Origin of the sequence: Paenibacillus agaridevorans, from assembly GCF_018604145.1 — a bacterium.
Lineage (GTDB): Bacteria > Bacillota > Bacilli > Paenibacillales > Paenibacillaceae > Pristimantibacillus > Pristimantibacillus agaridevorans.
Genome location: NZ_CP075889.1, coordinates 6,163,141 through 6,188,351, shown reverse-complemented (window position 1 = coordinate 6,188,351; position 25,211 = coordinate 6,163,141). Strand labels below are relative to the sequence as shown.

19 protein-coding genes are annotated in these 25,211 nt (G+C 56.4%); 18 read left to right on the top strand and 1 reads right to left on the bottom strand.

Annotated elements, in window-relative coordinates; genetic code table 11:
* Positions 1–34: 34 nt before the first annotated feature.
* From KJW29_RS24785 to KJW29_RS24745, 9 genes are all read left to right on the top strand, one after another.
* Positions 35–1,345, top strand: coding sequence for an ABC transporter substrate-binding protein (locus tag KJW29_RS24785; RefSeq protein ID WP_108995625.1), 1,311 nt, complete (start codon positions 35–37; stop codon positions 1,343–1,345).
* Between the two features lie 108 nt (positions 1,346–1,453).
* Complete coding sequence (locus KJW29_RS24780; protein WP_214626637.1) at positions 1,454–2,329, top strand: carbohydrate ABC transporter permease; 876 nt, start codon at positions 1,454–1,456, stop codon at positions 2,327–2,329.
* Positions 2,322–3,146: a carbohydrate ABC transporter permease gene (locus KJW29_RS24775; RefSeq protein WP_087571698.1), complete on the top strand. Its 825-nt coding sequence runs from the start codon at positions 2,322–2,324 to the stop codon at positions 3,144–3,146. The genes KJW29_RS24780 and KJW29_RS24775 overlap by 8 nt, the downstream gene beginning before the upstream one ends.
* A gap of 24 nt (positions 3,147–3,170) precedes the next feature.
* Entirely contained in the window at positions 3,171–6,524 is a 3,354-nt protein-coding gene (gene lacZ / locus KJW29_RS24770; RefSeq protein WP_214626636.1) for a beta-galactosidase, LacZ type, read from the top strand.
* Positions 6,525–6,604: 80 nt separating this feature from the next.
* A complete protein-coding gene (locus tag KJW29_RS36260) occupies positions 6,605–6,805 on the top strand; it encodes an S-layer homology domain-containing protein (RefSeq protein ID WP_246608363.1) in 201 nt (66 codons plus the stop codon).
* 279 nt (positions 6,806–7,084) lie between these two features.
* On the top strand, positions 7,085–7,675 hold the full coding sequence (locus KJW29_RS24760) for a DNA-deoxyinosine glycosylase (protein ID WP_087571700.1): 591 nt from the start codon (positions 7,085–7,087) through the stop codon (positions 7,673–7,675).
* 66 nt (positions 7,676–7,741) lie between these two features.
* A complete protein-coding gene (locus tag KJW29_RS24755; RefSeq protein ID WP_214626635.1) occupies positions 7,742–8,182 on the top strand; it encodes a YwiB family protein in 441 nt (146 codons plus the stop codon).
* Entirely contained in the window at positions 8,182–9,867 is a 1,686-nt protein-coding gene (gene argS, locus KJW29_RS24750) for an arginine--tRNA ligase (RefSeq protein ID WP_214626634.1), read from the top strand. The genes KJW29_RS24755 and argS overlap by 1 nt, the downstream gene beginning before the upstream one ends.
* A gap of 346 nt (positions 9,868–10,213) precedes the next feature.
* A complete protein-coding gene (locus KJW29_RS24745; RefSeq protein WP_087571703.1) occupies positions 10,214–11,434 on the top strand; it encodes an ROK family transcriptional regulator in 1,221 nt (406 codons plus the stop codon).
* A 53-nt stretch (positions 11,435–11,487) separates the two neighbouring features.
* On the opposite strand, the gene KJW29_RS24740 is transcribed toward KJW29_RS24745, so the two are convergent.
* A complete protein-coding gene (locus KJW29_RS24740; protein ID WP_214626633.1) occupies positions 11,488–13,629 on the bottom strand; it encodes a hypothetical protein in 2,142 nt (713 codons plus the stop codon).
* 172 nt (positions 13,630–13,801) lie between these two features.
* Here KJW29_RS24740 and KJW29_RS24735 point away from each other — a divergent pair, with 172 nt between their 5' ends.
* The 9 genes from KJW29_RS24735 to KJW29_RS24695 all read left to right on the top strand — a co-directional run bounded on the left by KJW29_RS24735 (position 13,802) and on the right by KJW29_RS24695 (position 24,984).
* Entirely contained in the window at positions 13,802–14,662 is an 861-nt protein-coding gene (locus KJW29_RS24735) for a helix-turn-helix transcriptional regulator (protein ID WP_214626632.1), read from the top strand.
* A gap of 79 nt (positions 14,663–14,741) precedes the next feature.
* The gene (locus KJW29_RS24730; protein ID WP_214626631.1) at positions 14,742–16,043 is read left to right on the top strand and encodes a beta-galactosidase; all 1,302 of its coding nucleotides are present in this window, start codon (positions 14,742–14,744) and stop codon (positions 16,041–16,043) included.
* 19 nt (positions 16,044–16,062) lie between these two features.
* A complete protein-coding gene (locus KJW29_RS24725; RefSeq protein ID WP_214626630.1) occupies positions 16,063–17,400 on the top strand; it encodes an extracellular solute-binding protein in 1,338 nt (445 codons plus the stop codon).
* 23 nt (positions 17,401–17,423) lie between these two features.
* On the top strand, positions 17,424–18,323 hold the full coding sequence (locus KJW29_RS24720) for a carbohydrate ABC transporter permease (protein ID WP_214626629.1): 900 nt from the start codon (positions 17,424–17,426) through the stop codon (positions 18,321–18,323).
* A gap of 51 nt (positions 18,324–18,374) precedes the next feature.
* Positions 18,375–19,313 (top strand): hypothetical protein, encoded by a 939-nt coding sequence (locus KJW29_RS24715; RefSeq protein WP_214626628.1) that lies wholly within the window; start codon positions 18,375–18,377, stop codon positions 19,311–19,313.
* 87 nt (positions 19,314–19,400) lie between these two features.
* Entirely contained in the window at positions 19,401–20,246 is an 846-nt protein-coding gene (locus tag KJW29_RS24710; RefSeq protein ID WP_214626627.1) for a carbohydrate ABC transporter permease, read from the top strand.
* An 87-nt stretch (positions 20,247–20,333) separates the two neighbouring features.
* Positions 20,334–21,824: a beta-galactosidase gene (locus KJW29_RS24705; protein WP_214626626.1), complete on the top strand. Its 1,491-nt coding sequence runs from the start codon at positions 20,334–20,336 to the stop codon at positions 21,822–21,824.
* 15 nt (positions 21,825–21,839) lie between these two features.
* Complete coding sequence (locus KJW29_RS24700; RefSeq protein ID WP_214626625.1) at positions 21,840–22,895, top strand: 3-keto-alpha-glucoside-1,2-lyase-like domain-containing protein; 1,056 nt, start codon at positions 21,840–21,842, stop codon at positions 22,893–22,895.
* A gap of 91 nt (positions 22,896–22,986) precedes the next feature.
* Positions 22,987–24,984 carry a DUF4838 domain-containing protein gene (locus KJW29_RS24695; protein WP_214626624.1) on the top strand — a complete coding sequence of 666 codons (1,998 nt, stop codon included), beginning with the start codon at positions 22,987–22,989 and terminating at the stop codon, positions 24,982–24,984.
* The last annotated feature ends 227 nt before the right edge of the window (positions 24,985–25,211 follow it).

The following is a 25,211-nucleotide window of genomic DNA, read 5'->3' as shown; positions in this document are numbered from 1 at the left end:
TTTCGCCACATATATAAAATGGAGGTCTGGACAAATGAAAAAAATGATGGCTCTTCTGCTTGCCGGCATGATGGTTGTTACGGCGGCGTGCTCATCGAACGCCAACAATAAGGCGGGCGAAGGCGGCGCGAACGGCGGCAACAACGCGGCGGAAACAACCAACCTTACGGTTTGGGCATGGGATCCGAACTTCAATATTAGAGCGATGAATCTGGCGAAAGAAGCTTACGCCGACGACAACGCTAACGTAAAGATCGAAATCATCGAAAACGCGCAAGCCGATATCGTTCAGAAGCTGAACACGGGCATGAGCTCCGGCACGACAAAAGGTCTTCCGAACATCGTTCTGATCGAGGACTACCGGGCACAAAGCTTCCTGCAGGCTTATCCGGACATGTTCCACCCTCTGACGGACAGCTTCAAGGCTTCCGACTTCGCGGAATACAAGCTGGGACCGACTAGCGTGGACGGCGTAAACTACGGACTTCCATTCGACTCCGGCGTTACCGGCTTATATGTAAGAACCGACTATCTGGAGCAAGCCGGATATAAGGTGGAAGATATGCAAAACATCACCTGGGATCAGTACATCGAGATCGGCAAGGCCGTTAAGGAAAAAACGGGGAAAGAAATGCTGTCCCTTGATCCAAACGACCTCGGCATCCTGCGCGTCATGATTCAATCCGCGGGCTCCTGGTATCTGAAGGAAGACGGCAAGACGGCAGATCTGGCCGGTAACGCCGCTCTGAAAGAAGCATTTGAAACGTACAAAAAAATGATGGACGCCAACATTGTAAAAATCCACTCCGACTGGAGCCAATTCGTGGCAAATTACAACAGCGGCGCGGCGGCATCCGTACCGACTGGCAACTGGTTCACGCCTTCCATCACGGCGGCAGCCGACCAATCCGGCAAATGGGCGATCGTTCCGCTGCCTAAGCTGACGAACAACGCCAATTCCGTACACGCATCCAGCCTCGGCGGCAGCTCGTGGTACGTCCTGAACGTGCCGGGCAAAGAGGCGGCAGCCGAATTCCTCGGCGCCACGCTTGGCAAAGACGTGGATCTGTACCAGAAGCTCGTCACGGAGATCGGCGCGATCGGCACTTACAAGCCTGCATCCGAAGGCGAAGCGTACAAAGCGAAAAACGATTTCTTCGGCGGTCAAGAGATCGTGCAGGACTTCGCGAAATGGACGGCGGAAATCCCTAACGTCAACTACGGCATGCACACGTACGCGATCGAAGACATCCTCGTCGTGGAAATGCAGAACTACCTGAACGGCAAAGCCGTTGACGCTGTTCTTGCAGACGCTCAAAAGCAAGCCGATTCCCAAATTAAATAAGCAATAACACAGAGAACGAGAACCTTGGACAGCCGCTTGCTGCCTATACGTGAAGTGGCAGGCGGGCGGCTTCCGAGGTTTCTTTTTGGAATAGAGGAGGCCCTGGCCATGAATCTGAAGGCGAAGACGAACACCATCAGCTGGTCCTTTGTAGCCATCGCGATCGTCATGATCTGCTTGTTTTATTTTTACCCGATGATCCAGGCGCTTATCATGTCCTTCCAGTCGGGTACGGGGACGAACCTGGACTTCGTCGGGATCGACAACTATAAGCGGCTGCTGTCGGATTCTACATTTATCACGGCGCTGAAGAATACGTTTATTTACTTGATTATTCAGGTTCCGATCATGATCCTGCTTGCCATGTTCATCTCGGTGCTTCTGAACGACAGAAACTTGAAGCTCAAAGGTTTCTTCCGTACGGCGATTTTCCTTCCGGCGGTTACGTCGCTGGTTGCTTATTCGGTTATCTTTAAATACCTGTTCGGGCCTGACGGCCTTATCAACACGATGCTGCTCAAGCTGCATGTCGTGAACGCTCCAATAGAATGGATCACGGATCCCTTCTGGGCCAAAATTACGATCATAATCGCCATTACCTGGCGTTGGACAGGGTACAACATGATCTTCTATCTGTCGGCCCTGCAAAATATCGATAGCTCCATCTACGAAGCCGCGCGCATTGACGGCGCATCGGCATTCAGGCAGTTCCGCAGCATTACGGTACCGCTGCTCAAGCCGATCATTCTGTTCACGTCCATTACGTCGACGATAGGTACGCTGCAATTGTTCGACGAGGTCATGAACATTACGAAGGGCGGACCGGGCAATGCGACGATGACGCTGTCCCAGTATATCTATAACCTGTCCTTCAAATATACGCCGGACTTCGGCTACGCGGCGACCGTATCGTACGCGATCGTTATACTTATCGTGATCTTCTCGGTTCTACAGTTTAAATTGGCAGGTGATAAGAATGCATAAAGTGAAAAGAGCACTGATGTACGTCTTTCTCAGCCTTGCAGCGGTTATCTCGATTTTCCCGTTCTTGTGGATGATCGTCAGCGCCACCAACAAATCCATCGACGTCACGCAAGGCAGACTGCTTCCCGGCGCGGAGCTGTTCGAGAACCTTCGCAAAGTGTTCGACACGGTCGACTTGGTGCCGGCGCTGCTTAATTCCGCCCAAATTTCCATCACGACGACGATTCTCGCCATGTTGATCGCCTCCCTGGCGGGTTACGGCTTCGAAATTTATCGGAGCAAAGCGAAGGATATCGTGTTCAGCATTCTGCTTCTGTCCATGATGATTCCGTTCGCCGCGTTGATGGTGCCTCTGTACCGGATGTTCGGCAGCATCTCGCGGACGATGCCTTTTATCGGGATCGATACGATCTCTTCGGTTATTCTGCCGACGGTGACAACGGCGTTCCTGATCTTCTTCTTTCGCCAGAGCACGAAGATGTTTCCGAGGGATATGCTGGAAGCGGGCCGCATCGACGGACTTAGCGAGCTTGGCGTCTTCTTCCGCATCTACGTGCCAACGATGAAGACGACTTATGCCGCAGCGGCAATAATCACGTTTATGTCGAGCTGGAACAATTACTTGTGGCCGCTCGTTGTGTTACAATCGCCAGAGAAACGTACCGTTCCGCTGCTTATCTCGAATCTGGGCTCGAGCTATTCGCCGGATTACGGAGTTATTATGACTGTCATTCTGATCGCGACATTGCCTACGGCCATCGTGTTCTTTCTGATGCAGAAGCATTTCGTGGCGGGCATGACGGGTTCGGTGAAGTAACAGAAGGGTGAAGGGGGAAACCACATGACTACAACTTCGCGATTTAATGATAAAAATGTAACGTTAACAGCCAATCCAACTCTGGATTGGCTGGAGGACGTTAACGTATTCGCGGTAAATCGACTGCCCGCGCATTCCGACCATGCCTATTACGGCTCGGTGGCGGAGGCTCGCAGCCGGGTGCCGATGGAGATGCGCCATTCCTTGAACGGCTCCTGGAAGTTCCATTATTCGCCGAACCCGGCGAGCCGGCCGGCGGGCTTTTTCAGCGAGGCGTTTGGCACGTCAAGCTGGGGCGATATCCAGGTGCCGGGTCACATTCAGACGCAGGGCTATGGCCAGATGCAATACGTGAATACGATGTATCCGTGGGACGGACATGAGGAGCTTAGACCTCCGTTTATCTCCAAGGAAGACAATCCCGTCGGCAGCTACGTGAAGCTGTTCGATCTTCCCGCCGATATGGCCGGCAAGCCGGTTTGCATCTCGTTCCAGGGCGTAGAGACCGCATTCTACGTGTGGCTGAACGGCAAGTTCGTCGGTTATTCGGAGGACAGCTTTACGCCGTCCGAGTTCGAGCTGACGCCTTACGTTCGCGAAGGGGAGAACAAGCTGTCGGTGGAAGTGTTCCAGCGGAGCACGGGAAGCTGGCTGGAAGATCAGGACTTCTGGCGGTTTTCCGGCATTTTCCGCGACGTGTATCTCTATACGGTGCCTTCCATCCATGTCTACGATCTCGACGTGCGAGCGGAGCTGGACGAAAGCCTGACGCAAGGTTCGCTGCGCGCGGCGCTGGCGTTTCGCGAGACGCCGCCAGCGGGCTCGATGGCGGTCGTCAAGCTGTATGACGCCGAGGGCAATGAGGTTGTTTCCGCAGCGACGGCTCTGGGCGAAGGTTTGAACGCCGTACTGGAGACGAAGGTTGGCAATCCGGAGCTGTGGAGCGCCGAGAAGCCATACCTGTATGAGCTTATCGTGGAGGTTTTGGACGCAAACGGCGCTTTGGTCGAAGCGATTCCGAACCGCGTCGGCTTCCGCCGCTTCGAGATGAAGAACAAGATCATGACGCTTAACGGTCAGCGGATCGTCTTTAAGGGCGTAAACCGCCACGAGTTCAACCCGCGTACCGGGCGCGCTATTTCCAAGGAAGATATGTTATGGGATATTGAGACGATCAAACGGAACAACATGAACGCCGTCCGGACCTCGCATTACCCTAACCAGAGCTATTGGTACGAGCTATGCGACGAATACGGCGTATACGTCATCGACGAGATGAACCTGGAGACGCACGGCTCCTGGCAGAAGATGGGCGCCGTCGAGCCGTCCTGGAACATTCCGGGCAGCCGGCCGGAGTGGCAGGATATCGTCATGGACCGCGCCATCTCGATGTACGAGCGGGACAAGAACCATCCGTCCATCCTGATCTGGTCGCTGGGCAACGAGTCGTACGTTGGCGATGTGCTGGTAAACGTGTCGCGTTACTTCCGCTCGGTAGACAGCGGACGTCTCGTCCACTACGAAGGCGTGTTCTACGACCGTGCCTTTACGGAAGCGAGCGACATGGAGAGCCGGATGTACGCGAAGCCGGCCGACATCCAAGAGTATCTCGATCAAAATCCCGACAAACCGTACATCAGCTGCGAATATATGCACGCCATGGGCAACTCGCTGGGCGGCATGAGCCTGTACACCGATCTGGAGCGGAAGTACCCGATGTACCAGGGCGGCTTCATCTGGGATTACATCGACCAATCCGTATATAAGAAGGACCGTTACGGCAAGGAATTTCTGGCTTACGGCGGCGACTTCGGCGATCGTCCGACGGACTACGGCTTCTGCACGAACGGTATTGTGTACGCGGACCGCAAGGAATCGCCGAAGATGCAGGAGGTCAAATTCCTTTATCAGAACATCAAGCTGGTGCCGGACCGCGAAGGCGTTGCGATCCGCAACGAAAATCTGTTCGCGGATACGTCGGAGCTTGATTTGGTCTTCGTCTTGTCGGTCGACGGCAGAGAGCTGGCCAGCCGCGTCGAGCAGATTAACGTGGCTGCCGGCGGTGAAGCCTACGTTCCGTTCGAATTCGCCGAAGGCGCGCTGACGCTTGTACCTGGCGAATACGCGGTGGACGTTTCCTTCCGCCTGAAGGAAGACACGCTGTGGGCAGAGGCCGGCCATGAGGTCGCCTTCGGTCAGCATGTGTTCCGCGTGGAGAGCGCGGCGGACAGCGGAGTCGGCGCGATGGACATCTCCGGGGGCATTGCCGGCGATGCATGGGGCCTCGGCGGAAGCGCATCAGGAGTAAATGACGGAGTAGAAGCGAAGGATGCCGCAGAAAACGTAAGCATTAGCACGGCATGGGGGCTCAGCGGCGGCATGGACGGCTTACCCGGGACTTCCGGGGAGGCTGGCGCCGGCGCTTCCGGCGGCCTGATCTTCGTCGGCGGAGCGGCAGACATATGCGGCCCGGACGGCTGCGCGCTTCCAGGGGCGGCGCCGAGCGACCGAGCGAAGCTTGCGATCGTGCATGGCGATGTCAACATCGGCGTGAAGGGACGAGACTTCAGCGCGATTTTCTCGAAGCAGGCGATGAGCCTGATCTCGCTCAATTATGCGGGACGCGAGATGATAGCGACTCCGCCGGCCCCGCTCTTCTGGAGGGCGACGACGGACAATGACAGAGGATTCTCCCAAGGCTTCGACGCGGGCGTCTGGTACGCAGCCAGTCTGGCTCGCAAGTGCGTCGGAATCGACGTGGAAGAGAATGGGGAGGACGGTTCGATCACGATCGCTTACCGGTTCCGCTTCTCAGTCAGCGATGAGCTCGAGACGCGTATGGCCTATACGGTTCGCCCGGATGGCAGCATCCGGGTACAGGCTGATTACAGCGGCGCGGCGGGTCTGCCTAAGCTGCCGGTCTTCGCGGTATCCTTCAAGGTGTCGGCGGATTACGATCAGCTGAAGTGGCTGGCGCTGGGACCGGAGGAGAACTATGCCGACCGGTCCCAAGGCGCGCGCCTATGCTCCTTCGAAGGCACGGCTGCCGGCAACGTGTCAGGCTATGTGATGCCGCAGGAATCCGGCAACCGGACGGGCGTGCGCCGTCTGGACGTAACGGACGTCCTGGGACGCGGCATTCGGATCGCCGCGGACGGAGCGCCCGTGGAATGCGGCGTATCGCCTTACACGGCGTTCGAGCTGGAGAACGCGCAGCATGTCTACGAGCTGCCGCAGGCGCATTACACCGTTATCACCGTCGCAGGGCGACAAATGGGCGTCGGAGGCGACGACAGCTGGGGCGCTCCGGTCCACGAGCCGTATACGATTCCGTCTGACGCGCCGATGTCCTTCTCGTTCGTGATCGAGCGGGTATAGTCGCGCAGAAGCGGCGGGTATGCAATAACAAGACGCGAAGAAGACTTCAACACCACACTTTGTGGGTTGGAGTCTTTACGGTGAAGCTGATCGACAATGGGATCGTCTTCCAGGATGTGCCTGATAACTATTGGGCAGCCGAGGCGATTGCGTTTACTGCCAGCCGCGAACTGTTTCTTGGAACGGAGTTAGGGATGTTTGCCCCCGGCGTATCTATGATTGCGGATAGCGGCGAAGTTTCCGTTTGGGTAAGGGGAGCGGTGGATTGGGCGGTGGAGTAGGGCATTCTTAACGGCAAGCCGGGGAATCTTCTGGCGCCTGTTGGTGCTGCCTCCCGGGCTGAAGTGTCCGCCATGCTTGCGCGTTTTATCGCTTGGCGCAGCAACCGAGCGAGTCATTGATTGGATAGAAAGTGCAAAACCAAGGAGTCAGGCGGCTTGCCGCTTGGCTTCTTGGTTTTTTCGAACGGTCTGAGCAGCTTTCAACTGCTTGCGATTCATTCCCCAATAGCGGTATTGTATATCTACTTATAGAAAAAGCCATTCGGAGGAGGACGTCGCATGAGCGAGCGCATCTATTCGTTCCCGCCCCTGATCGACGATCGGGCACGGGTATTGATATCCGGCACGGCGCCAAGCGTGAAGTCGTTGGAGCACGGACAATTTTACGGACATCCGCAAAATTTTTTCTGGCGCGTCGTGTACGCGTTATTCGGCGAACCGCAAACAGAGCAGTCTGCCGCAACGCCGGCTTCTGAGCTTCTTTATCCTTCGCCTGACGCCGACTATGGCAAACGATTGGATTTCCTGCAGGCGAACAGGCTGGCCCTATGGGACGTAATTAATTCCTGCGAACGGGAAGGGAGCCTGGACGTGAACATTAAGGGCGAGCTGCCCAATGATTTCCCGGGTTTGCTTGAGCATTATCCGGGTATCGTCTGCATCGCGTTTAATGGAAGCAAGGCTTTCGACACGTTCCGCAAATATTACGGCAAGGACGGCGGCGCTCTTCCGCGCAAGGTGGCGCTCCTCAAGATGCCGTCCACAAGTCCCATTCCGACCAAGCATATGAGGAATCTCCATGACCGGGTCGAAGCATGGAAGACGATTTTACCCTATGCGCAAGGGCATCTCCCAGCAGGAGAACGTTGAAATTACGGCACTTCCTGTATATAGTAGTAACATGACATTTCAATGAACGCGGGAGTTAGAGAACCTATGGAAACAAGCGGCAAGGCCTTGCTGACGCTGGAGAGCGTACAGGATGGGGAGCGGGTGCAGGAGATTTACCACGGTGAGTGGTTCCGCAAGGCGAGATCGCTATATATTCGATATACCGAAGCGGACGGGGAAATCCGCACGCTGATTCGTTATTCGCGGGGGGAGCTCGCGCTGACCCGCAGCGGGGCCGTAAAGATGGAGCAGACCTTCGTGGACGGTCAGCGACGACGAGGGAGCTATCGGTCCGCGATGACGGCATTCGAGCTTGAGACGGATACGACGAAGCTGTCGATTCAAGGCGGCGGTGCAGAGCACGATGAGCAGGGACTTCCTGCCTTGCTGCCGTTCACGCTGGAGTGGAAGTACCGCTTGCTGGTGGAAGAGCGATTATCGGGACGGTTCCATATCCGTCTTTGTATACAGGAGGAGCATGAATAATGAGCAACAGTGTCAATGTACTTGAAGTTATGTATGAGCAGGTCAGAACGGCGATCGCCGATGCGGCCGTAGCGGCGGGACTGGCGGAGCGGGAGCAATTGCCGTCTTTCGTGCTGGAGGTACCGAAGGACAAGACCCATGGGGATTTGGCGACGAATGCGGCCATGCAGCTGACGAAGCTCGCGAAGCGCAATCCGCGTCAGATCGCGGAAGCGATTATCGAGCATTTGGATGCAAAAAGCGCTTCGATCCAGTCGGCGGAGATTGCAGGTCCGGGCTTCATTAACTTCCGTATGGACAAAAGTTATCTATACCCCGTTGTTCGGAGCGCGCTGGAAGCGGGCGAGCGTTACGGCCGCGTAAACGAAGGCGCGGGTCAGCGCGTGCAAGTCGAATTCGTGAGCGCGAACCCGACAGGCAGCCTGCATCTGGGCCATGCCCGCGGAGCGGCCGTCGGCGATGCGCTGTGCAACGTGCTGGATTTCGCCGGCTACGACGTCACGCGCGAATATTACATTAACGATGCCGGCAAACAAGTCGAGAACCTGGCCGTATCGCTAGAGGCAAGATACCGTCAGGCGCTCGGACAAGAAGCGGAGATGCCGGAAGACGGCTATTACGGCGAAGACATTATCGGCTTCGCCAAGGGGCTTGCGGAGCAAGAGGGAGACCGTCTGTTGGGACTATCTGACAAGGAGCGTTTCTCGTACTTCCGCAACTTCGGGCTTGAGAAGGAGCTCGACAAGATCAAGCGCGACCTCGGCCGGTTCCGGGTCGGCTTCGACGTCTGGTACAGCGAGACCTCGCTGTATGAGAACGGGCTTGTCGAACAAGGGCTGGAGGCGCTAAAGGCATCCGGACACGTTTACGAGGAAGAAGGAGCAACCTGGCTAAACACGGTGCCGTTCGGCGACGACAAGAACCGCGTGCTCGTGAAGAACGACGGCTCTTACACCTACCTTACGCCTGACATCGCGTACCACCGCGACAAGTACGGCCGCGGCTTCGATCGCATGATCAATATTTGGGGCGCGGACCATCACGGCTACATTCCTCGCGTGAAGGCGGCGATGGAAGCGTTGGGCAACGATCCGGCGAAGCTGACCGTGCTGATCGCGCAGATGGTCAGCCTGTTCCAGAACGGCGAGAAGATGAAGATGTCCAAGCGTACCGGCAAAGCCGTCACCATGGAAGATCTGATGGACGAAGTAGGCGTAGACGCGATCCGTTACTTCTTTACGATGAGAAGCATGGATTCCCATCTGGACTTCGATATGGATCTGGCGATTTCGACATCCAACGAGAATCCGGTATTTTATGTGCAATATGCCCATGCGCGCATCTGCAGCATCTTCCGCCAAGCCGAGGAGCAGGGCATCGATATCGCGGGTATCGCGAGCGTCGCGCTGGATAAGCTGAACAGCGAAGCGGAATTCGATTTGATCCGCAAGATCGGCGAGCTGCCGCAAGAGATTGCGGAAGCGGCCGCAGGTTACGCGCCGCATCGCTTGATCCGCTATGTGTACGAACTGGCAGCCGAATTCCATAGCTACTATCGCGCGGAACGCGTCATTACGGACGACGCGGAGCAAACGCAGGCGCGTCTGGCCTTGTTAGGCGCTGTCCGCCTCGCGATCGCCAATGTGCTTCGCCTGGTCGGCGTATCGGCGCCTGAGCGGATGTAGGCCTGGCAACTGCCGTTTTGAATCCAAAAGGGGCTGTCCGAGAAGTGAACTTTTAAGGGAGCCCCCGTTGTCTTTATGGCTCGATTATAAATCAGCGAAAGCGGAATGCTGGATGCCCCGTTTTGGTTAAATGTTAAGTGGCAGGCATCCACCTCGCCGCTTTCCCGAAAAAGCAGGTTCGCAAAAAAAGTTGGCCGGAAGACATTTTCCGCTCAACTTTTTATTTTGAGGACTTATTGGACACCCCCCTTTTTTATTAATTAGCTTAATTAATAAATCATGGACAGTAACTTTATTTTATGATATATTTTGACCAATTTCATAACTTGAAAGTGGGAACGCCAATATGAGAGCCAAAGGAGTAAACCAGAAGCAGATCAAGACGACCAACCAAAGCTTGATCATTAACGAAATCCGGGCCGCGGGCAGCTTGTCCAGATCGGACCTGGCGAAGAAGCTGATGCTGAGCGCGCCGAGCATATCCGCCAACATCGACGATCTGATTTCGCGCAACGTCATTTTGGAGAAAGGAGCGGGCACGTCGGCGCGGGGACGGAAGCCGATTAACCTGGTCTTTAATTATAATTACAGCTACGTCGTTGCGGTGGATATGGTTAGCAGCAGCTCGCGCATTGCTTTATCCGATCTGAGCGGGACGAACGTTCTTGACTATGCGCACGTCGAGGATACGTGGCAAATCACGCCGGAAGCGGCCGACCGCATTATGGATGCGATCGGCGAATTGCTGAGCAAGCATGATATCCCCGAGGAGAAGCTGCATTGCATCTGCCTCGGCTCGCCGGGCATCATCGACCCGGATACGGGCGCCATCGTTTTTGCCCCGCGGATCATCGACCTGCCGGGCACGGCGCTGCGGGATCGGTTCGCCGGCCGCTTCCGCTCCGACGTCATCGTCAAGAACGATTTGAACTGCTCGGCCGTTGGCGAGCAGTTGTTTGGCGCAGGCGTCGATTACAGCAATTTTATCAATATTCAGCTGGATCTCGGTTCAGGGGCCGGGCTTATTCTCAATAATCAATTATATGAGGGCAGTCGCGGGTCCGCGGGAGAAATCGGCTTGTGGATCATGGACAACAAACCTGTAGTGGAGGGGCAAGGGGTTTCCCTCGTCAATGTCGCGGACTATCATATCTCCGTATTCGGCTTGCTCTGCAAGGTCAAGGAGCGGTATCCCGATGTGCTCGCTTCGATGGGAGAAGGAGACATCGATTTGCATCGGATCGCGGATTACGCGAAGCTGATGTTTGCCGCGGCGCGGGCGGGCGACGAACGCGTCCTTGCCATTATTCGCGAGGGCGTTGCCAAGCTGGGCTGCGTACTCCGCAATATCTGCCTGCTGCTCGATCTGGAAGCCGTCATCATCGGCGGCCTGATGCTGGAGCTGGACAAGCTGTATCTGGAGCCGCTTGAGGAAATCATGTCCGCGCATATCTCGACCCAGGTACGCATCGTCCCTTCGACGCTAGGCGACAAGACGGTATTGTTCGGGGCGATCGGCGAAGCCATCAACAAGATATTGGACAATATCGTCAATAACGGAGATTGATGCAAAGCAAAGCAGAGGCACGCATGATGCGCCCTCTGCTTTTGCCAACCCGTCTAGAAGCCTGCCGGCAGCGCGTACAACTTGCCTTCTCCGGGCGCGAAAGAAGCGGATATAACGCCTGTCGCGGCATTGTAAGAGGTGCCTATCTCCAGACCGGTCGACTTGGATACCTCGGTTACGGAGGCCGGCTTTCCTGGCAAGGTAAAGGAAAGCGTGCGGCTGTTCGCTTCGTCGCGGTTGACGACCATGACATATTTGCGGCCTGAGCCGTTCGTGAAGGAGCCGATGACCGACGGCAGCGCGGTGGACGGCTGCCAGAAGAAGCCGGATGGCACGGCGCTGGTCGTCGCGGGCAAGGCTCCCGAATGATAGACAGCTTGCGATTGCAGACCTAACAAGGTAGGACCTAGCTTCAGCACTTCCGCATTCAGCGTCGTCGCGTAGCCATACGTGTCATTCGTTGTGCCGTCGGGCAGAATCAGCCCGTTATGGAACGGTTCTCCGCTGGATTCGATGCCCGGCGTCCGGTACGTGAAATAAATGTATCCTTTGGCTCCATAGGCAAGGTTCGTATAGATTTGATAACGCATGTCGTTCTGCGACGGCTTGCGCAGATGTCCTGTAATGCCGACCGACTGGATATAGCTCCAGAAATCGATGTTGGCCAGCAGCGATTGCCGGCGAATCGTTTCCAGATTGTCGTAATAGTTCGCGGTCAGCGTTCCGTCCGCTTTGAACGGATAATGGTCGAAGGCCATGACGTCGGGCTGCTGAAGCGTCCAGCGATAAACGTAATCCTCGTAGGTGCCGCCCTGAATGTTCTGATTGACGACAAACCAGAAGTCGGAACCGATCGGCGTCCCGTTGACATAACCGGTCCCGGTGCCGTCCTTGACCAGCTTGAGCCCGTCCTCGGTACGGATGACCCAGCCGATGGATCCGTCGCCCCCGCCGTTATGGGTCAACTCCCAGTAGTAGGAGGCGTTCGGGCTTACCGTTGCGTTCAGCGTAAAGACCGGCCAGTTGTTGGTCGCTCCGGTCAATGTCGACTGGGCGACGAGGGAGGTTTTGGACGGCGAATTCCAAATCCGAAGTGTAAGCGCTTCACCGCTTCCCCATTGCAGGCGATCCACCCAAAGCTGTATCGTGTCGATGGCGGTTTGGCCGGCGGAGGTCGTAAAGGATTGTCCCAGCACGCTTGTCGGGCGCGAGAACTCTCCGGAGATGGCATTGACTTTGAGCAACGCGTCCGTCGCCTGGTTCGGGAACAGGTTGACGAAAGCCATCCGTCCCGGGTCGATGGCGCGAATGCGCTCGCGGACGGCGGCAACGCGATTGAATAGAGTCGCGCCCGGCTCATCGTAGAGATGGTAGCCGAGGAGGCCGGATTTGGTTTTGTAATAATTGGCTACAAGGTCGACGTCGGCGTTATTCGGGCTGTTCCGGTCGTTGTAGGCCTGCTGCGAGAAGGAGATGTAGAACAAGAGATCGGTGCCGGATACCGCAGTCCCGTTGTCGTAAAACATGCCGTTTCCGTACGGATTGCCGGAATTGGCGGTCACCCAGCCGACGGGACTGGCGCTGTTGCTGGTCAGCTCCATGTAATACGTCGTATTGGCCGCGATCGGGATGCCGAACCCGAAGCCATGGTCGTAGACCGTCTGCGGGCCGCCGACGGAAGCGGAGCCGAGCAAGGTCGCACGGGCCGGAGAATCGTAGATGCGCATCGTCAGCGTCGTCCCGGATCCCCAGAAGACCGGGTCGATCTTCAATTGGGCATAAGACAGGTACCAGCCCGATCCCGCGGGCGTCCGGAAGGTTTGGCCGAGGCGGTTCGTATTGCTGACGTAGTACCCGGTGTCATAGGCCGGCTGCTCAACCATCTCCGTCCGCCAGTGGAAGCGGTAATCGTCGACGAGCATCTTGAGCCCCAGGCTGTCCGCAAGCGCCAACGCGGTATCGTTGGCCTCCGGCGTGTTGATGACGGCGGCGCCGACGATCAGATTGGCGTTCATGTCTTTGATCTGCTGATACTTGGCAAGCGTCGTCTCCGCCGGGGAAGGCGGGTAGAAGATGCCGATCGGAAACTCCGTTCCCGATGCCGCGGCTTGCGGGGGAGCGCTGCCCCATAACGTGCCGGCCAGCAAAGTCATCATCATTAAGCAGGCTGTCAGTTTTGCGAGCTTTTGCTTCACTACAATTCCTCCTGTCCGTAACTTGGATGGTCTTTCGTGATTTAGTGTACAGCATGGGATGCCCGTTCGTATTTGCATGGAATCATACAGTTTTACCGGCCGCGAATCGAAGCGGAATCGCAATTTTCAATAAACACAGTTGCACATAATTCGCTTTATGGGAGGCGATGCAATGCGTATCCATTCTTTCGGCCAGGGGGAAGTGCGGGGACAATCGGCGGTACGGCTTGGAACAAAGGAGGCGGAAGACAAGGAGGTTATTTATATTACGGCGGGCAAGCTGTGGTTCAAGACGGCTTCCTGCCAACGCTACATCCAGGAGCCGGCGATTCTGATCGTGCCGGCCCCGATGCGCCATGCGCTGTCCGGTGGCGGGACGGAGCCGGCATCTTATCGTTATGCGGTAGTGGCAGGGGGGCGGCTTGCCGGGGGCGACGGCGCGGAGCCGGTCGTGCTGCATGCGGCAAGGCTTGCCGGGCAGGAGCTGCTGCTTCCGGCCGCAGAGGCCGTTCAACTGTTCGAGCATCTGTACCAGATGGTCGGGTTTCTGATCGGGCTTGCGCTCTCGGGCGCCTCCGCAAGCGGCCGGGAGCTGGAGCAGCTGGCCCGGCTTGGCGTACGAACGATGGTCGCGTTGCTGCTTCCCCGTCAAGCCGGCGCGCCGGTCAGCTGCCGCCCTGCCGCCATCCGATCGGGCGGCCGGCATGTCGCGGAGGAAGTGGTTCTCGAACTGCAACGCTATATGGAATGGCGGTACAGCGAATCCATTACGGTTCGCAGCCTGGCCGCCCACGTCCATCTTACGCCATCCTACTTGATCAGGCTGTTCAAGGAGCATACCGGGTACACGCCCGGTCAATATTTGCTCCGCATTCGCTTGAAGGCGGCGGCCCGCTATTTGCAGGAAAGCGACCTTCCCATCAAAGCGATTGCGGAGAAAATCGGCTTCAACAGCATTCATTATTTTACAAGGCGCTTCAAACATCAGTACGGAGACAGTCCTGCCAGTTGGCGTAAAAAATTAGTTATTTAACTTTACTAAAAAATGTTGCAATCTAAAAAAAGATGTAGTTAAATAGGGTTATGCAACAGCAAGACGTGGAGGTGGGGTAATGACAAAGAGAGCGGTAAGGGTCGTGGCAGCGCTATTGGCCGGGGGGATGACGGTCCAGCTGACCGCATGTTCAGGGGAAGTGAAGGAGCCTTATTACGAGGACAATCAGCAGATTGCCATCGGCGCCTGGGTAGCGCCGCCGCCGGGGTACATTAACGACGAGTCGTATAAGCAGGTGGCGGAGTCGGGCATCAACATCATCTATGGCCTGTACGAGGACATCGACCAGCATGCGCTCGACGCGCTGAAGTACGCGGAGCAGAACGGCATCCAGTATATGGCCCGCAGCAGATCGCTGTTCTCCGTTCCGGAGGATGAGCTCGATCTGATGGAGGGGATGTTCGACGAGGTGGCGAAAAGCCCTGCATTGCGCGGCATCATGGTTGTCGATGAACCGGGGGCTGCCAAGTATGAGCATCTGGGCGTGTTGAACAAGAAGTTTAAAGAGCTGTATCCGGATCTCATGTTCTACGTCAATTTGAATCCCATTTATTCCAGCCCGGATCAGCGGGATGGGCGAACGTATCAGGAATACATCGACGAATACATCTCGGTCGTCGGGACCGACTACTTGTCCTACGATCATTACCCGCTGAAGAACAGCCCGACCAGCGGCACGTTCCTGACGGAAAACTACTTGCTGAACCTAGACATTGTGTCCACCGCCACGAAGAAGGCGGGCATTCCGTTCTGGTTGTTCATCCAGGCGATGGGCTATTGGGTTGCCGGATCCGAGAACCGTCCCCCGAATGAAGCGGATATCCGCTGGCAAGTCTACAACTCGCTCGCTTTCGGCGCACGGGGACTGCAGCACTTTACTTATTGGACGCCTCTGAAGGATGATGTAACCGTTTTCTCGGAGGCGATGGTTGACAAGGAAGGCAATAAAACGCCGATTTACGACGCAGTAAAAAACGTGAACCATGAAATACTCGACTTCGATCATATTTATCTCAACTATGACAATGTCGGCGTCATGACGTTCCCTGTCGAGGATGCGCCGCCGGAGCTGTATATGGAGAACCGGCTCCCGTCCTTCGAACCGATCCGAAACGTGGAGAGCGAGCATCCGGTCGTCGTCGGCGCGTTCGAAGACAAGGATGGCAACCAGGCGATTATGCTGGTCAACTTCACGGACCCGGCGCATGAGCTGAGCAACGAAGTGACCATCAAATTCAACAAGGTCAAGGAAGTCAGCGAATACGGCATGGGCGGCAACAACCGCGTCAAGGTGAAGGGCGGCAGCTACAACGTCACCCTGGAGCCGGGCGAAGGCAAATTTATACTGCTTCTAAAATAAAAACAGGGAGGGTCACAGCATGAAAAAATGGGCAATCCTGCTGGTCGCGGCCGTCATGGCGTTCACGATGGCAGCCTGTTCCGGCAACAACGAGGAAGGCGACGGCAATTCGGGGACGGAGCAAGTATTGAAAATCGCGTATTTCAACGGCGGGTATGGCGATGAATGGCTGAAAGGCTGGGTGGCGGCATTCGAGGCCGCGCATCCCGGCGTGAAAGTGGAAATCGAAGGCGACCCCGGCATTACCGAAAAAATGGGGCCGCGGCTGGAATCCGGCGCGAATCTCCCCGATCTGGCATTCGTCCTGCGGACGAACTGGCAGCGTTGGGGCATCATGGGCTATCTCGCGGACTTGACGGACGTGTACGAATCGACGATCGACAACGGCAAAACGTTCAAGGAAAAGCTGCAGCCCGGAGCGGCGGACTACGGTCTGATCCGGGACAAATATTGGGTGGCGCCTTGGACGGACGGCGCAACCGGCTTCGTCTACAACGCCGGCATGTTCGAGGAGCACGGCTGGAAAGTGCCGGAGACGATGGCGGAGCTGGAGCAATTGCTGCCGTCGATCAAGGAGAAGGGCATCGCGCCGTTCGCCTGGGGCGGCAAGGTGATGGCCTACTGGGATTTCCCTACGGTGGGCTGGTGGGCGCAATACGAAGGCGCCGAGGGAGTCGAAGCCTACAAGGAGATGGCAAGCCCGGACGTGTACGGACAGGAGGGTCGGCTCAAGGCGCTTGAGCAATTCTACGAGCTGCTGGCCGACCCGTCGAACAGCATCAGCGGCGCGGAAGGCATGGACCATATTCAATCGCAGATGGCATTCGTACAGGGCAAGGCGGCGATTATTCCGAACGGGGCTTGGCTGGAGAACGAAATGCGTACCTCGCTGCCCGAAGGCTTCCGCATGAAGATGATGCAGCTGCCGGCGATTGACGGCGCCAAGGATGCCAAAGTCAACAATACGCAGGGCGGGGATTTCGCCATTATTCCTGCCAAAGCCAAAAATGTCGAGCTGGCGAAGGAATTCCTGAAGTTTACGGCCAGCGACGATATGCTGAAGCTCTTTACCGAAAAAACCGGCTCCGTCCGTCCATTCGTTTACGATGCGGCATCCGTCTCGGGCTTAAGCGAGTTTTCGCAAAGCGTCATCGATATTTGGCAGAACAGCCGGAACGTCTATCTCTTCTCGCAAAACCCGATTTATTACAGCAAGTACTATGATTGGCCGCTGGCGGGAGCGCCTTACATGATGATTTATATGGAAGACGAAACGCCGGAATCCGCTTTCCAGGGGAACTTGCAATTCGCCAAGGAAAACTGGGAGAAAACAAAGGCTGATCTGGGCATTGAGTAGCCGCCACGTAAGGGGAGAGGGCCATGAGTAGCACGACTAAGCGGGGTTGGTTCATTTTCCTGATGCTAGCTTTTCCGCTCGCGCATTTCCTTGTGTTTTTTGTCTACATCAATATCAACACGATCGTCATGGCGTTCCAGAAGCTGAACTACTTCCAGAACACCGTGGAATTTGCGGGACTGCGCAACTTCGAGCAAATTTTTACCGATATGAAGCGCAGCCCGCTGCTGGGCAAGGCTATCGTCAATTCCTTGCTGTTTATACCGGTGACGAACGGCATTCTGCTGCCGCTCTCGATTATTTCTTCCTATATATTGTTCAAAAAGGTGTACCTGCATCAATGGTTCCGGGCGATCTTTTTTTTCCCTTCCATTCTGTCCATCGTCATCTTGACCATGGTGTTCTCCTTCATGTTCGATAGCACGTTCGGGGTGTTTAATGACATCTTGCAGGTACTGGGGCTGGAAGGCTGGCAGCGCACCTGGTTTGGCGACAAGCATACGGCCATGCCGATGGTATTCGTTTATTGCATCTGGGCAGGGATCGGCTTTAACGTCATTCTGCTCAACAGCGCCATTACGCGCATTCCGCAGGAAGTGATCGAATACGGGCAGCTGGAAGGCGTCCCCATGTGGCGGGAGCTGAGCCAGGTCGTCGTGCCGATGATCTGGCCGACCGTAACGACGGTGTTCGTGCTGGGGGCGACTTCGGCCTTTACGATCTTCCTGCAACCTCAGCTGTTGACCGGGGGCGGCCCGAACGGGAGCTCCTACACCATCGCGTTATATGTCCTGGAGCAGGTCAAGGCAGGGCAGCTTGAATACGCGGCGGCGGTAGGCGTGTTCTTCTCCGTCATTGGCATCGCCGTCGTTATGGGCTTCAAGCTGGTGCTGGAACGTATCGGGTCCAATGTGGAATATTAGAGATTTCCCGAATTCATTCATGATTTTCATGACCAAAGGAGAAGAGGACTCATGAGCAAAAGGTTAAGGCTGGCGAGCTTGGCAATGGCAATGGCGTTATTCGGGATGATGGGAAGCGTCTCTGCGGAGGGGACGGGCAAAGACGCGGCAACCGACTTCGGCAGCGGGTACAACGCGGCGGACTGGCAGATGGCCGCCGCGCCGGACGACAACGCCCTGTCCGTCGCGGATGGGGAGCTTGTATTCGCCGGCGCGCAAGACAATTCCTATTTTGGACCCCAAGGCACTTATTCGACATTCGCGGCTTCATTCGACATTCATACGTTCGAAGGCAACTCCAGCTGGATCGGCTTGACCTTCGGCAATCCGCAGCCGGATACGTTCTTCGGCGAGCCGGAGCCATACTTGCTGTTGATCAACAATGACAGCATCATGATGCTGGGCAAGGGCACGACCGAAACCGTCGAATGGGAAAATCCGGAGCAGCGCTGGCTGCCCGGCGACTACGCGTTGGCAGTCAAAGAGGAGCCGCTGAACGTCAAAGTCGTTTACGATGGCTCCAAAGTGGAAGTGTACTACAAGCTGGCGTCGGAAGCGGCCGACTTGATGGCGGCGCCGCGCGCCGTATTTCCCAATTTGCCCGAGGTCAGCGGTTACGTAAACTTCACGACCTCCGGCAACGCGGATATTCAAGGCTGGTTCAGCCTGGACAACATTGCGGTGTCCGGCAACCCGCAAGCGGATCTGTCCGCAATCGGCGCAACGGCCGCAACGCCGGAGCCGACCGAATCCGCAGCGACCGCAACGCCGGAGCCGACCCCGTCCGAGGCCTCGCCTGCGGAAGAGACGCCTGCGGTAACCGACGAGCCGACGGAGGCGGAAGATTCGGACAACGATCGGTCGCTATTGTACATCATTCTTGCCGTTGCCGGTCTGGCGGTCGTAGTCATCGCGGTCATCGCCGTGCGTCGCAATTCGGCGAAGAAATAAACGGCCCGTACGCCGACGGTTGCCGCTGGCGACACGATGTTTGCGCGCAAGCGGCAGCCGCAATAATGAAGCAAGGTGTGATACGTGATGAAGCGCACGAAGTTGCAGAAGGCAGTCATCGGCTTGTTTTTCGTATTGTTCGTATTGTACGCTCTCAGTCTGATCTTTCCGTTTCTATGGACGCTATACAATTCGTTCAAGACGAATCGGGAGTTTTTTGCCGAAGGCGGCGTATGGTCGCTGCCCCAGCAATGGATGGTCAGCAACTATGCGAAGGTATGGAATGAATACAATATGGTCACCTATTTCTGGAACAGCATCAAACTGACCGCCATCGGCACGGCCATCTCGGTCCTCTCCGCCGCCATGGCTTCCTACATCGTCGCCAAATACGATTTCAAGCTCAAACGCGTGATCTATATAACGGCGATTTCCGTCATGCTGATTCCGGCGATCGGTTCCATCTCGGCTTTGTACAAGTTCATGAACGAAACGGGTCTGTACAATACCCATTTTGGCATTATTCTGCTTTATTCCAGCGGGCTTGGCCTTAATTTTATCGTATTGTACGGCTTTTTCCTCGGCGTATCCTGGAGTTATGCGGAGGCGGCGTTCGTCGATGGGGCAAGCGATTGGCAGGTGTTCGCGAAGGTCATGATTCCGCAAGCGATGCCGGCCCTTGGCGCCGTCTCGATTATTACGGGCATCGGCTTGTGGAATGATTATTTCACGCCGTGGATGTTCCTGGCGGATAAGGATAAGTTCACGCTGGCGTTAGGACTGCGCCAAATCGTATTGGAACAGGCGTATGCGGCGGATTGGCCCAAAATGTTCGCGGCGATGATCGTGGCGACCGTGCCCATCCTGATCGTATACAGCCTGTTCCAGAAAACCTTGATCGAAAACACGGTCGCAGGCGGACTGAAAGGGTGAACGGCGGCGATAGGGCATGTCGTCTTGCACATGCGAACGAGACATTGCGTGCGCATATCAACCATGCCCGAAAGGGGGAGTTGCAACATGGTTCGACCGTTAGGCGGGCTGATCATGGCCGCGCTGCTGCTGGTACTGCTCGCCGGCTGCAGCAATAGCGACCGGCAAACGCCTGGCGACGCCGTGCCGTCGGAAGGCGCGGCATCGCCAGAGCAAAGCAACCGTACCGAATCGCCGGGCGGGCAGGAAGCGGCCGGCGATTCGGGCAATAATCAGGGACAGGTGGAGCAAGAAGCCCCTGCAACAGGAGGAATAGCATTGGAGAGCCGCAAGCCGATTCATCCGCTAGGAGCGGATGTGATGCCGATAGGAGCGTGGGTGGCGCCGCCGCCTTCGGGGATGTTCGGGCATGACAATCCCGACTATATTACAAGCGACAGCTACAGGCTTGCGAAGGAGGCGGGGTTGAATATCGTTTACGGCTTGTATGAACGGGTCGAAATCGATCCGGCGCCGGTGCTGCGCGCGCTCGATTACGCGCATGAGCACGGGTTGAAATATTTGGTGTCCGATTCGGCAATTCAAGCGGGAGCGGAAGACCCCGAGCTGATGCGCTTTTCGCTGGATACGTATAGCGAGCATCCGGCCTATCTGGGCAATCTGGCCGTGGACGAACCTGCTTCCGCGTACTTCGATTCGCTCGGAGCCAGCCATGACGCGTTTGCGGAGCTTGATCCCGATAAATATTTCTATATTAATTTGCTGCCCAATTACGCCTCGGTGAACCAATTGTTCGTCGACAAGACGGATGAAACGGGCGGATTGCCGACGGCGACGCAATACCGGCAATATTTGGACGCTTATATGGATAAGGTCAAGCCTACTTTTATTTCTTACGATTATTACCCGCTGCACGGAACCTTCCCTGCCCTGACGCAAGGGTATTACGACAATTTATCGGTTGTCCGGACAACCGCGAGCGAACACGGCGTTCCGTTCTGGGTGTTCATCCAGTCCGCAAGCTGGAACGCCAACGCAAGGCTGCCGATCCGATCGGAGACGTTCTGGCAGGTCAATACGGCTCTGGCGTACGGGGCGCAAGGCATTCAATATTTCACGTTCTGGTGTCCATTCGAAGACGGGTTTACGGGCGGCATGGTAGCGCGGAACGGCGAGAAAACGCCGATATACGACGACGTGCAGGAGATGAACCGGCAAATCGCCGCGATCGACCATGTGCTGATGGGGGCTCGGTTCAAAGGGGTCATCGTCCACGGCGAAAGTCCGGTCCCGGTGCCTGAGGCTGATCAATTGCAGAGCTATGGCGCGCTGGCCGCGTTGTCGGGAGATATTCCGATGATTGCGGGCGCCTTCGATTACGACGGCACGCAAGCCTATTATGTCGTGAACAATACGATCGATCGCGACGGAAAGGCGACGCTGCAATGGACGGGCGAGCATACGATACAAGTCGTTCAGGGAGCGGAGTCGTCCCGGCATTCCGGCAGCGTCCTGGAGCTTGCGCTTGCCGCTGGCGAAGGCGCGCTGGTCGTCATCAGGCAAGCCGAATACAGATGAAGGTGGTGTCCCACAATGCGCAAATGGATGTGCATGCTGGCAGGTTTGCTGCTGGCGTCAACGCTGGGGATGGTCAGCCCGGCCAATGCGGCGAATCAAACGTTTACGGAGGATTTCGCGTCGGGCGATTTCTCCCAATGGACGAACGGGCATCTGGACGACGATCCGGAGACCGTGGACGACGATGAAGTCATCGGCGTCGCCGAGATCAAAGACGAGATGATGCATGTCAATAACAAAGCGACGGGCGGAAGCTTCTTCTATATTGCGCCCAAGGATATCACGGCCAAAAATTTCACGATTTCCATGAGGGCCAAATCGTTGGATTTTACCGGCTCGTGGATCGGCTTTTCGGTCCGCAAGGATACGAATGACCGCTATAACGGCAGCAACAATGTGCTGCATGCGTTCAAATTCGAGGAATCCGCCATTTCGTTCCAGGCTTATCGCGGTTATCCGGGCGGCGCGGGCGTCGTGGCCCTGACCAAAAACACGACGCAATCCGCCACATTCGCCGACAAGGTGGACGATTGGCATACGTATAAGCTCGTTGCCGAAGACAACATCTTCACGGCTTATGTGGACGATCAGGTCGTCGGCGTGGTGGATTACAGCAATAAGAAAATCGATTTCGCGGGCTACATCAGCATCAATGTCTGCGTTGGCGATGTCATGATTGACGATGTGAGCGTGGAAGTGCAGGATGACGAAGCGGCTGCTGGCGGCGAGCCGCTATCCGAGCAGCCTGCCGACCCTGCCGACCCTGACGGCGCCAACGCCGGCAGCGGCCAGGAAGCGGCGGAAGGAGCAGGCGAAGCCTCGGTTGATGCGCCCGGCGAGGCGGAGGGAGCGGGCGAGAAGCCGGAGGCGTCGGCGACGGAAGCGCCCGAAGCAACGGCTGAAGCAGCGGAGACTTCAGGGAGCGAGACGTCTGGGGCGGCAGAAGCTTCGGGAGACGATTCGGCAGAGAAAGCGAACTCATCCTCTTTTCCCGTCTGGCTGGGCGTTATCCTAGCAGCGGCGGTTGCGGCAGTCGGCGTATTGGCTTACGTGAAGCTGAAGCGAAAATAAACGATGGATGGATTCCATTCGGAAACGATTGCCCGGCCGCGTGCGGAGGCGCAGTCGTTTCTTGCATCATGTAAGGCGAGAGAGGGATTAGATGAATAAATTATTAATGGATGTCAAACAGAAGCCGGCAACGGCAGAGCTGGATTATGCCTATGCGGAATTGCAACGTTACGGTCGGCGGTTGACCGGCGAAGGCGAGGGACTGAATATTAAGCTGGCCGTCAACCCGACAGCTTTTGGTACTGGCTTGGGTGCGGGCGATGAGGCGCCGACGATTCCGGACCTCGATCCGGCGGATTTTCAGATTCAATGGCACAGCGCCCCCCTGAATGCATATTGGGATGATGCGTTTCTTATTGATGTTCAGGGCGGTAGCGGAGTTATTATCGGAACGAACAGCCGAAGCGTCCTGCAGGGCGTATATCGGCTGCTTCATGAGCTTGGTTGCCGCTTCTATCGACCGACCCCCGCTGGGGAATATATCCCGGAGCGGGAAAAGGCGGCATGCAGCGTCAGGCTGCTGGCCAGGCCCGATCATCGTCATCGCGGCATATGCATCGAAGGGGCGGCCAGTCTGGAGCATGTCCTGTCGATCGTCGAATGGGCGCCCAAAGCAGGCTTTAATGCGTATTTCCTGCAATTCCGGGATTCCTTCACCTTCTTCGAGCGCTGGTATAAGCATGAGGGCAACGAAACCATGCCGGCAGAACCGTTTACGCGCGAGCATTCTCTCGAATTCGTCGCCCGAATCATTGCGGCCATCAAGCTGCGCGGGATGATCTACCATGCGGTCGGGCATGGCTGGACATGCGAAAGCATAGGGTTTCCGTCCATCGGCTGGCATAAGGTGCAGGATAGCGAAATTCCGGAGGACAAGCGCATTCTGCTTGCAGAGGTGGGCGGCAAACGAACCTTTTTTGAAGGGATTCCGCTTAATACGCAGCTCTGCTATTCCAATCCGCTGGCCAGCCAAGCCATGATTGACGAAATCGTCCGTTATGTGCAAGCCCATCGCGAGGTGGATGTGCTGCATGTATGGCTGGGGGACAACTTCAACAATTTCTGCGAATGCGAAGAATGCCGCCGGCTCTCGCCGCCGGATCACTATATGGTTATGATCAACGAGGTGGATAGGCAACTGAACGCGCTCGGATTGGAGAACCGAATTGCCTTCCTCATCTATCTCGAGCTGTTGTGGACGCCTGAGCAGGTCCGGATGAACAATCCGGACCGGTTCATTATGATGTATGCGCCGATTCACCGCACGTATACCAGCACCTTTCTAAAAGAAGGCAAGGCGCCTGAGCGGGGCAAGACGCCGCGTATACCGTTCGAGCTGAACAAGGTGGACTATCCGCGCGACATCGAGCGCAACCTGGCCTTTCTGTATGAGTGGCAGAAGGTGTTCGCCGGCGACAGCTTTGATTTTGACTACCACTTGATGTGGGATGTGCACCGGGAATATTCCGGCATTCGGTTGGCGCGGGTCATTAGCGAGGATATAAAGGGGCTGCGGCAACTCGGGCTTGGCGGCTTGGTCAGCTGCCAGGTACAGCGGGCTTTTTTTCCGAACGGTCTTGCCATGTACACGATGGGGCATACCCTGTTCAATCGCGATTTGGCCTTCGAACGGCTGGCGGAGGAATATTTTGCAGCGGCATACGGCGAACACGCGGCGCTGGCTTGGGAATACCTCGAGGGGATCAGCAGGCTGATGTCCCATGAGTACACGCGCAATGAGCTGCCGATGCTGGACAAGGGGGCGCATGACGGTTTCGTGCAGGCGGCGGCATGGTGCGAGGCGTATTTGCCCCGGCTTCGGGAGGCCGCGGAGGCTGCGGAGGCTGCGGCCGCTGTCTGCCCGAACCGTGCGGAGATGCTGCACATCCTTGCCGATTCCGCCACGATCAACAAAGGCTTGGCCGAGCTGTTAAGCCGCAAAGCGGCGGGGACGCCGAAGGAACAACTTTTGCCGCAATGGCGAGAGCTAAAATCGTTTATTCTCATGCGCGAGCCGCAGCTCGCGGATGTGATGGATACCTTCTACTTTACAATGATCAATGAAGGGATCATCGTCAACGATTGGTAGAGGGACGAGCGGGCGCTTGTCGAGTATGGCGACGGCGGCGGTTCGCGACAATGAAGGGAGCAGTTGCAAGCCGAGGATCAGTTCTTCTTGGCGGCTTACAGCATGCGCATAATATCGAGCTCGCCGACGTTGCGGCGAGCTTTATTGCTTTTGAGCGGTTGCTAGGTCTAACAGACGGGAATAGGCTGTCGATTCATTGTGAGTAACGGAGCTGAAACGTTCTGCTT

What these genes read in the sequence shown, in the direction of transcription:
- KJW29_RS24785 (WP_108995625.1), top strand. Translation starts at nt 35, where the DNA reads ATGAAAAAAATGATGGCTCTTCTGCTTGCCGGCATGATGGTTGTTACG.
- lacZ (WP_214626636.1), top strand. Translation starts at nt 3,171, where the DNA reads ATGACTACAACTTCGCGATTTAATGATAAAAATGTAACGTTAACAGCC.
- KJW29_RS24780 (WP_214626637.1), top strand. Translation starts at nt 1,454, where the DNA reads ATGAATCTGAAGGCGAAGACGAACACCATCAGCTGGTCCTTTGTAGCC.
- argS (WP_214626634.1), top strand. Translation starts at nt 8,182, where the DNA reads ATGAGCAACAGTGTCAATGTACTTGAAGTTATGTATGAGCAGGTCAGA.
- KJW29_RS24715 (WP_214626628.1), top strand. Translation starts at nt 18,375, where the DNA reads ATGAGCAAAAGGTTAAGGCTGGCGAGCTTGGCAATGGCAATGGCGTTA.
- KJW29_RS24735 (WP_214626632.1), top strand. Translation starts at nt 13,802, where the DNA reads ATGCGTATCCATTCTTTCGGCCAGGGGGAAGTGCGGGGACAATCGGCG.
- KJW29_RS24720 (WP_214626629.1), top strand. Translation starts at nt 17,424, where the DNA reads ATGAGTAGCACGACTAAGCGGGGTTGGTTCATTTTCCTGATGCTAGCT.
- KJW29_RS24695 (WP_214626624.1), top strand. Translation starts at nt 22,987, where the DNA reads ATGAATAAATTATTAATGGATGTCAAACAGAAGCCGGCAACGGCAGAG.
- KJW29_RS24775 (WP_087571698.1), top strand. Translation starts at nt 2,322, where the DNA reads ATGCATAAAGTGAAAAGAGCACTGATGTACGTCTTTCTCAGCCTTGCA.
- KJW29_RS24730 (WP_214626631.1), top strand. Translation starts at nt 14,742, where the DNA reads ATGACAAAGAGAGCGGTAAGGGTCGTGGCAGCGCTATTGGCCGGGGGG.
- KJW29_RS24725 (WP_214626630.1), top strand. Translation starts at nt 16,063, where the DNA reads ATGAAAAAATGGGCAATCCTGCTGGTCGCGGCCGTCATGGCGTTCACG.
- KJW29_RS24710 (WP_214626627.1), top strand. Translation starts at nt 19,401, where the DNA reads ATGAAGCGCACGAAGTTGCAGAAGGCAGTCATCGGCTTGTTTTTCGTA.
- KJW29_RS24745 (WP_087571703.1), top strand. Translation starts at nt 10,214, where the DNA reads ATGAGAGCCAAAGGAGTAAACCAGAAGCAGATCAAGACGACCAACCAA.
- KJW29_RS24700 (WP_214626625.1), top strand. Translation starts at nt 21,840, where the DNA reads ATGCGCAAATGGATGTGCATGCTGGCAGGTTTGCTGCTGGCGTCAACG.
- KJW29_RS24755 (WP_214626635.1), top strand. Translation starts at nt 7,742, where the DNA reads ATGGAAACAAGCGGCAAGGCCTTGCTGACGCTGGAGAGCGTACAGGAT.
- KJW29_RS24760 (WP_087571700.1), top strand. Translation starts at nt 7,085, where the DNA reads ATGAGCGAGCGCATCTATTCGTTCCCGCCCCTGATCGACGATCGGGCA.
- KJW29_RS24705 (WP_214626626.1), top strand. Translation starts at nt 20,334, where the DNA reads ATGGTTCGACCGTTAGGCGGGCTGATCATGGCCGCGCTGCTGCTGGTA.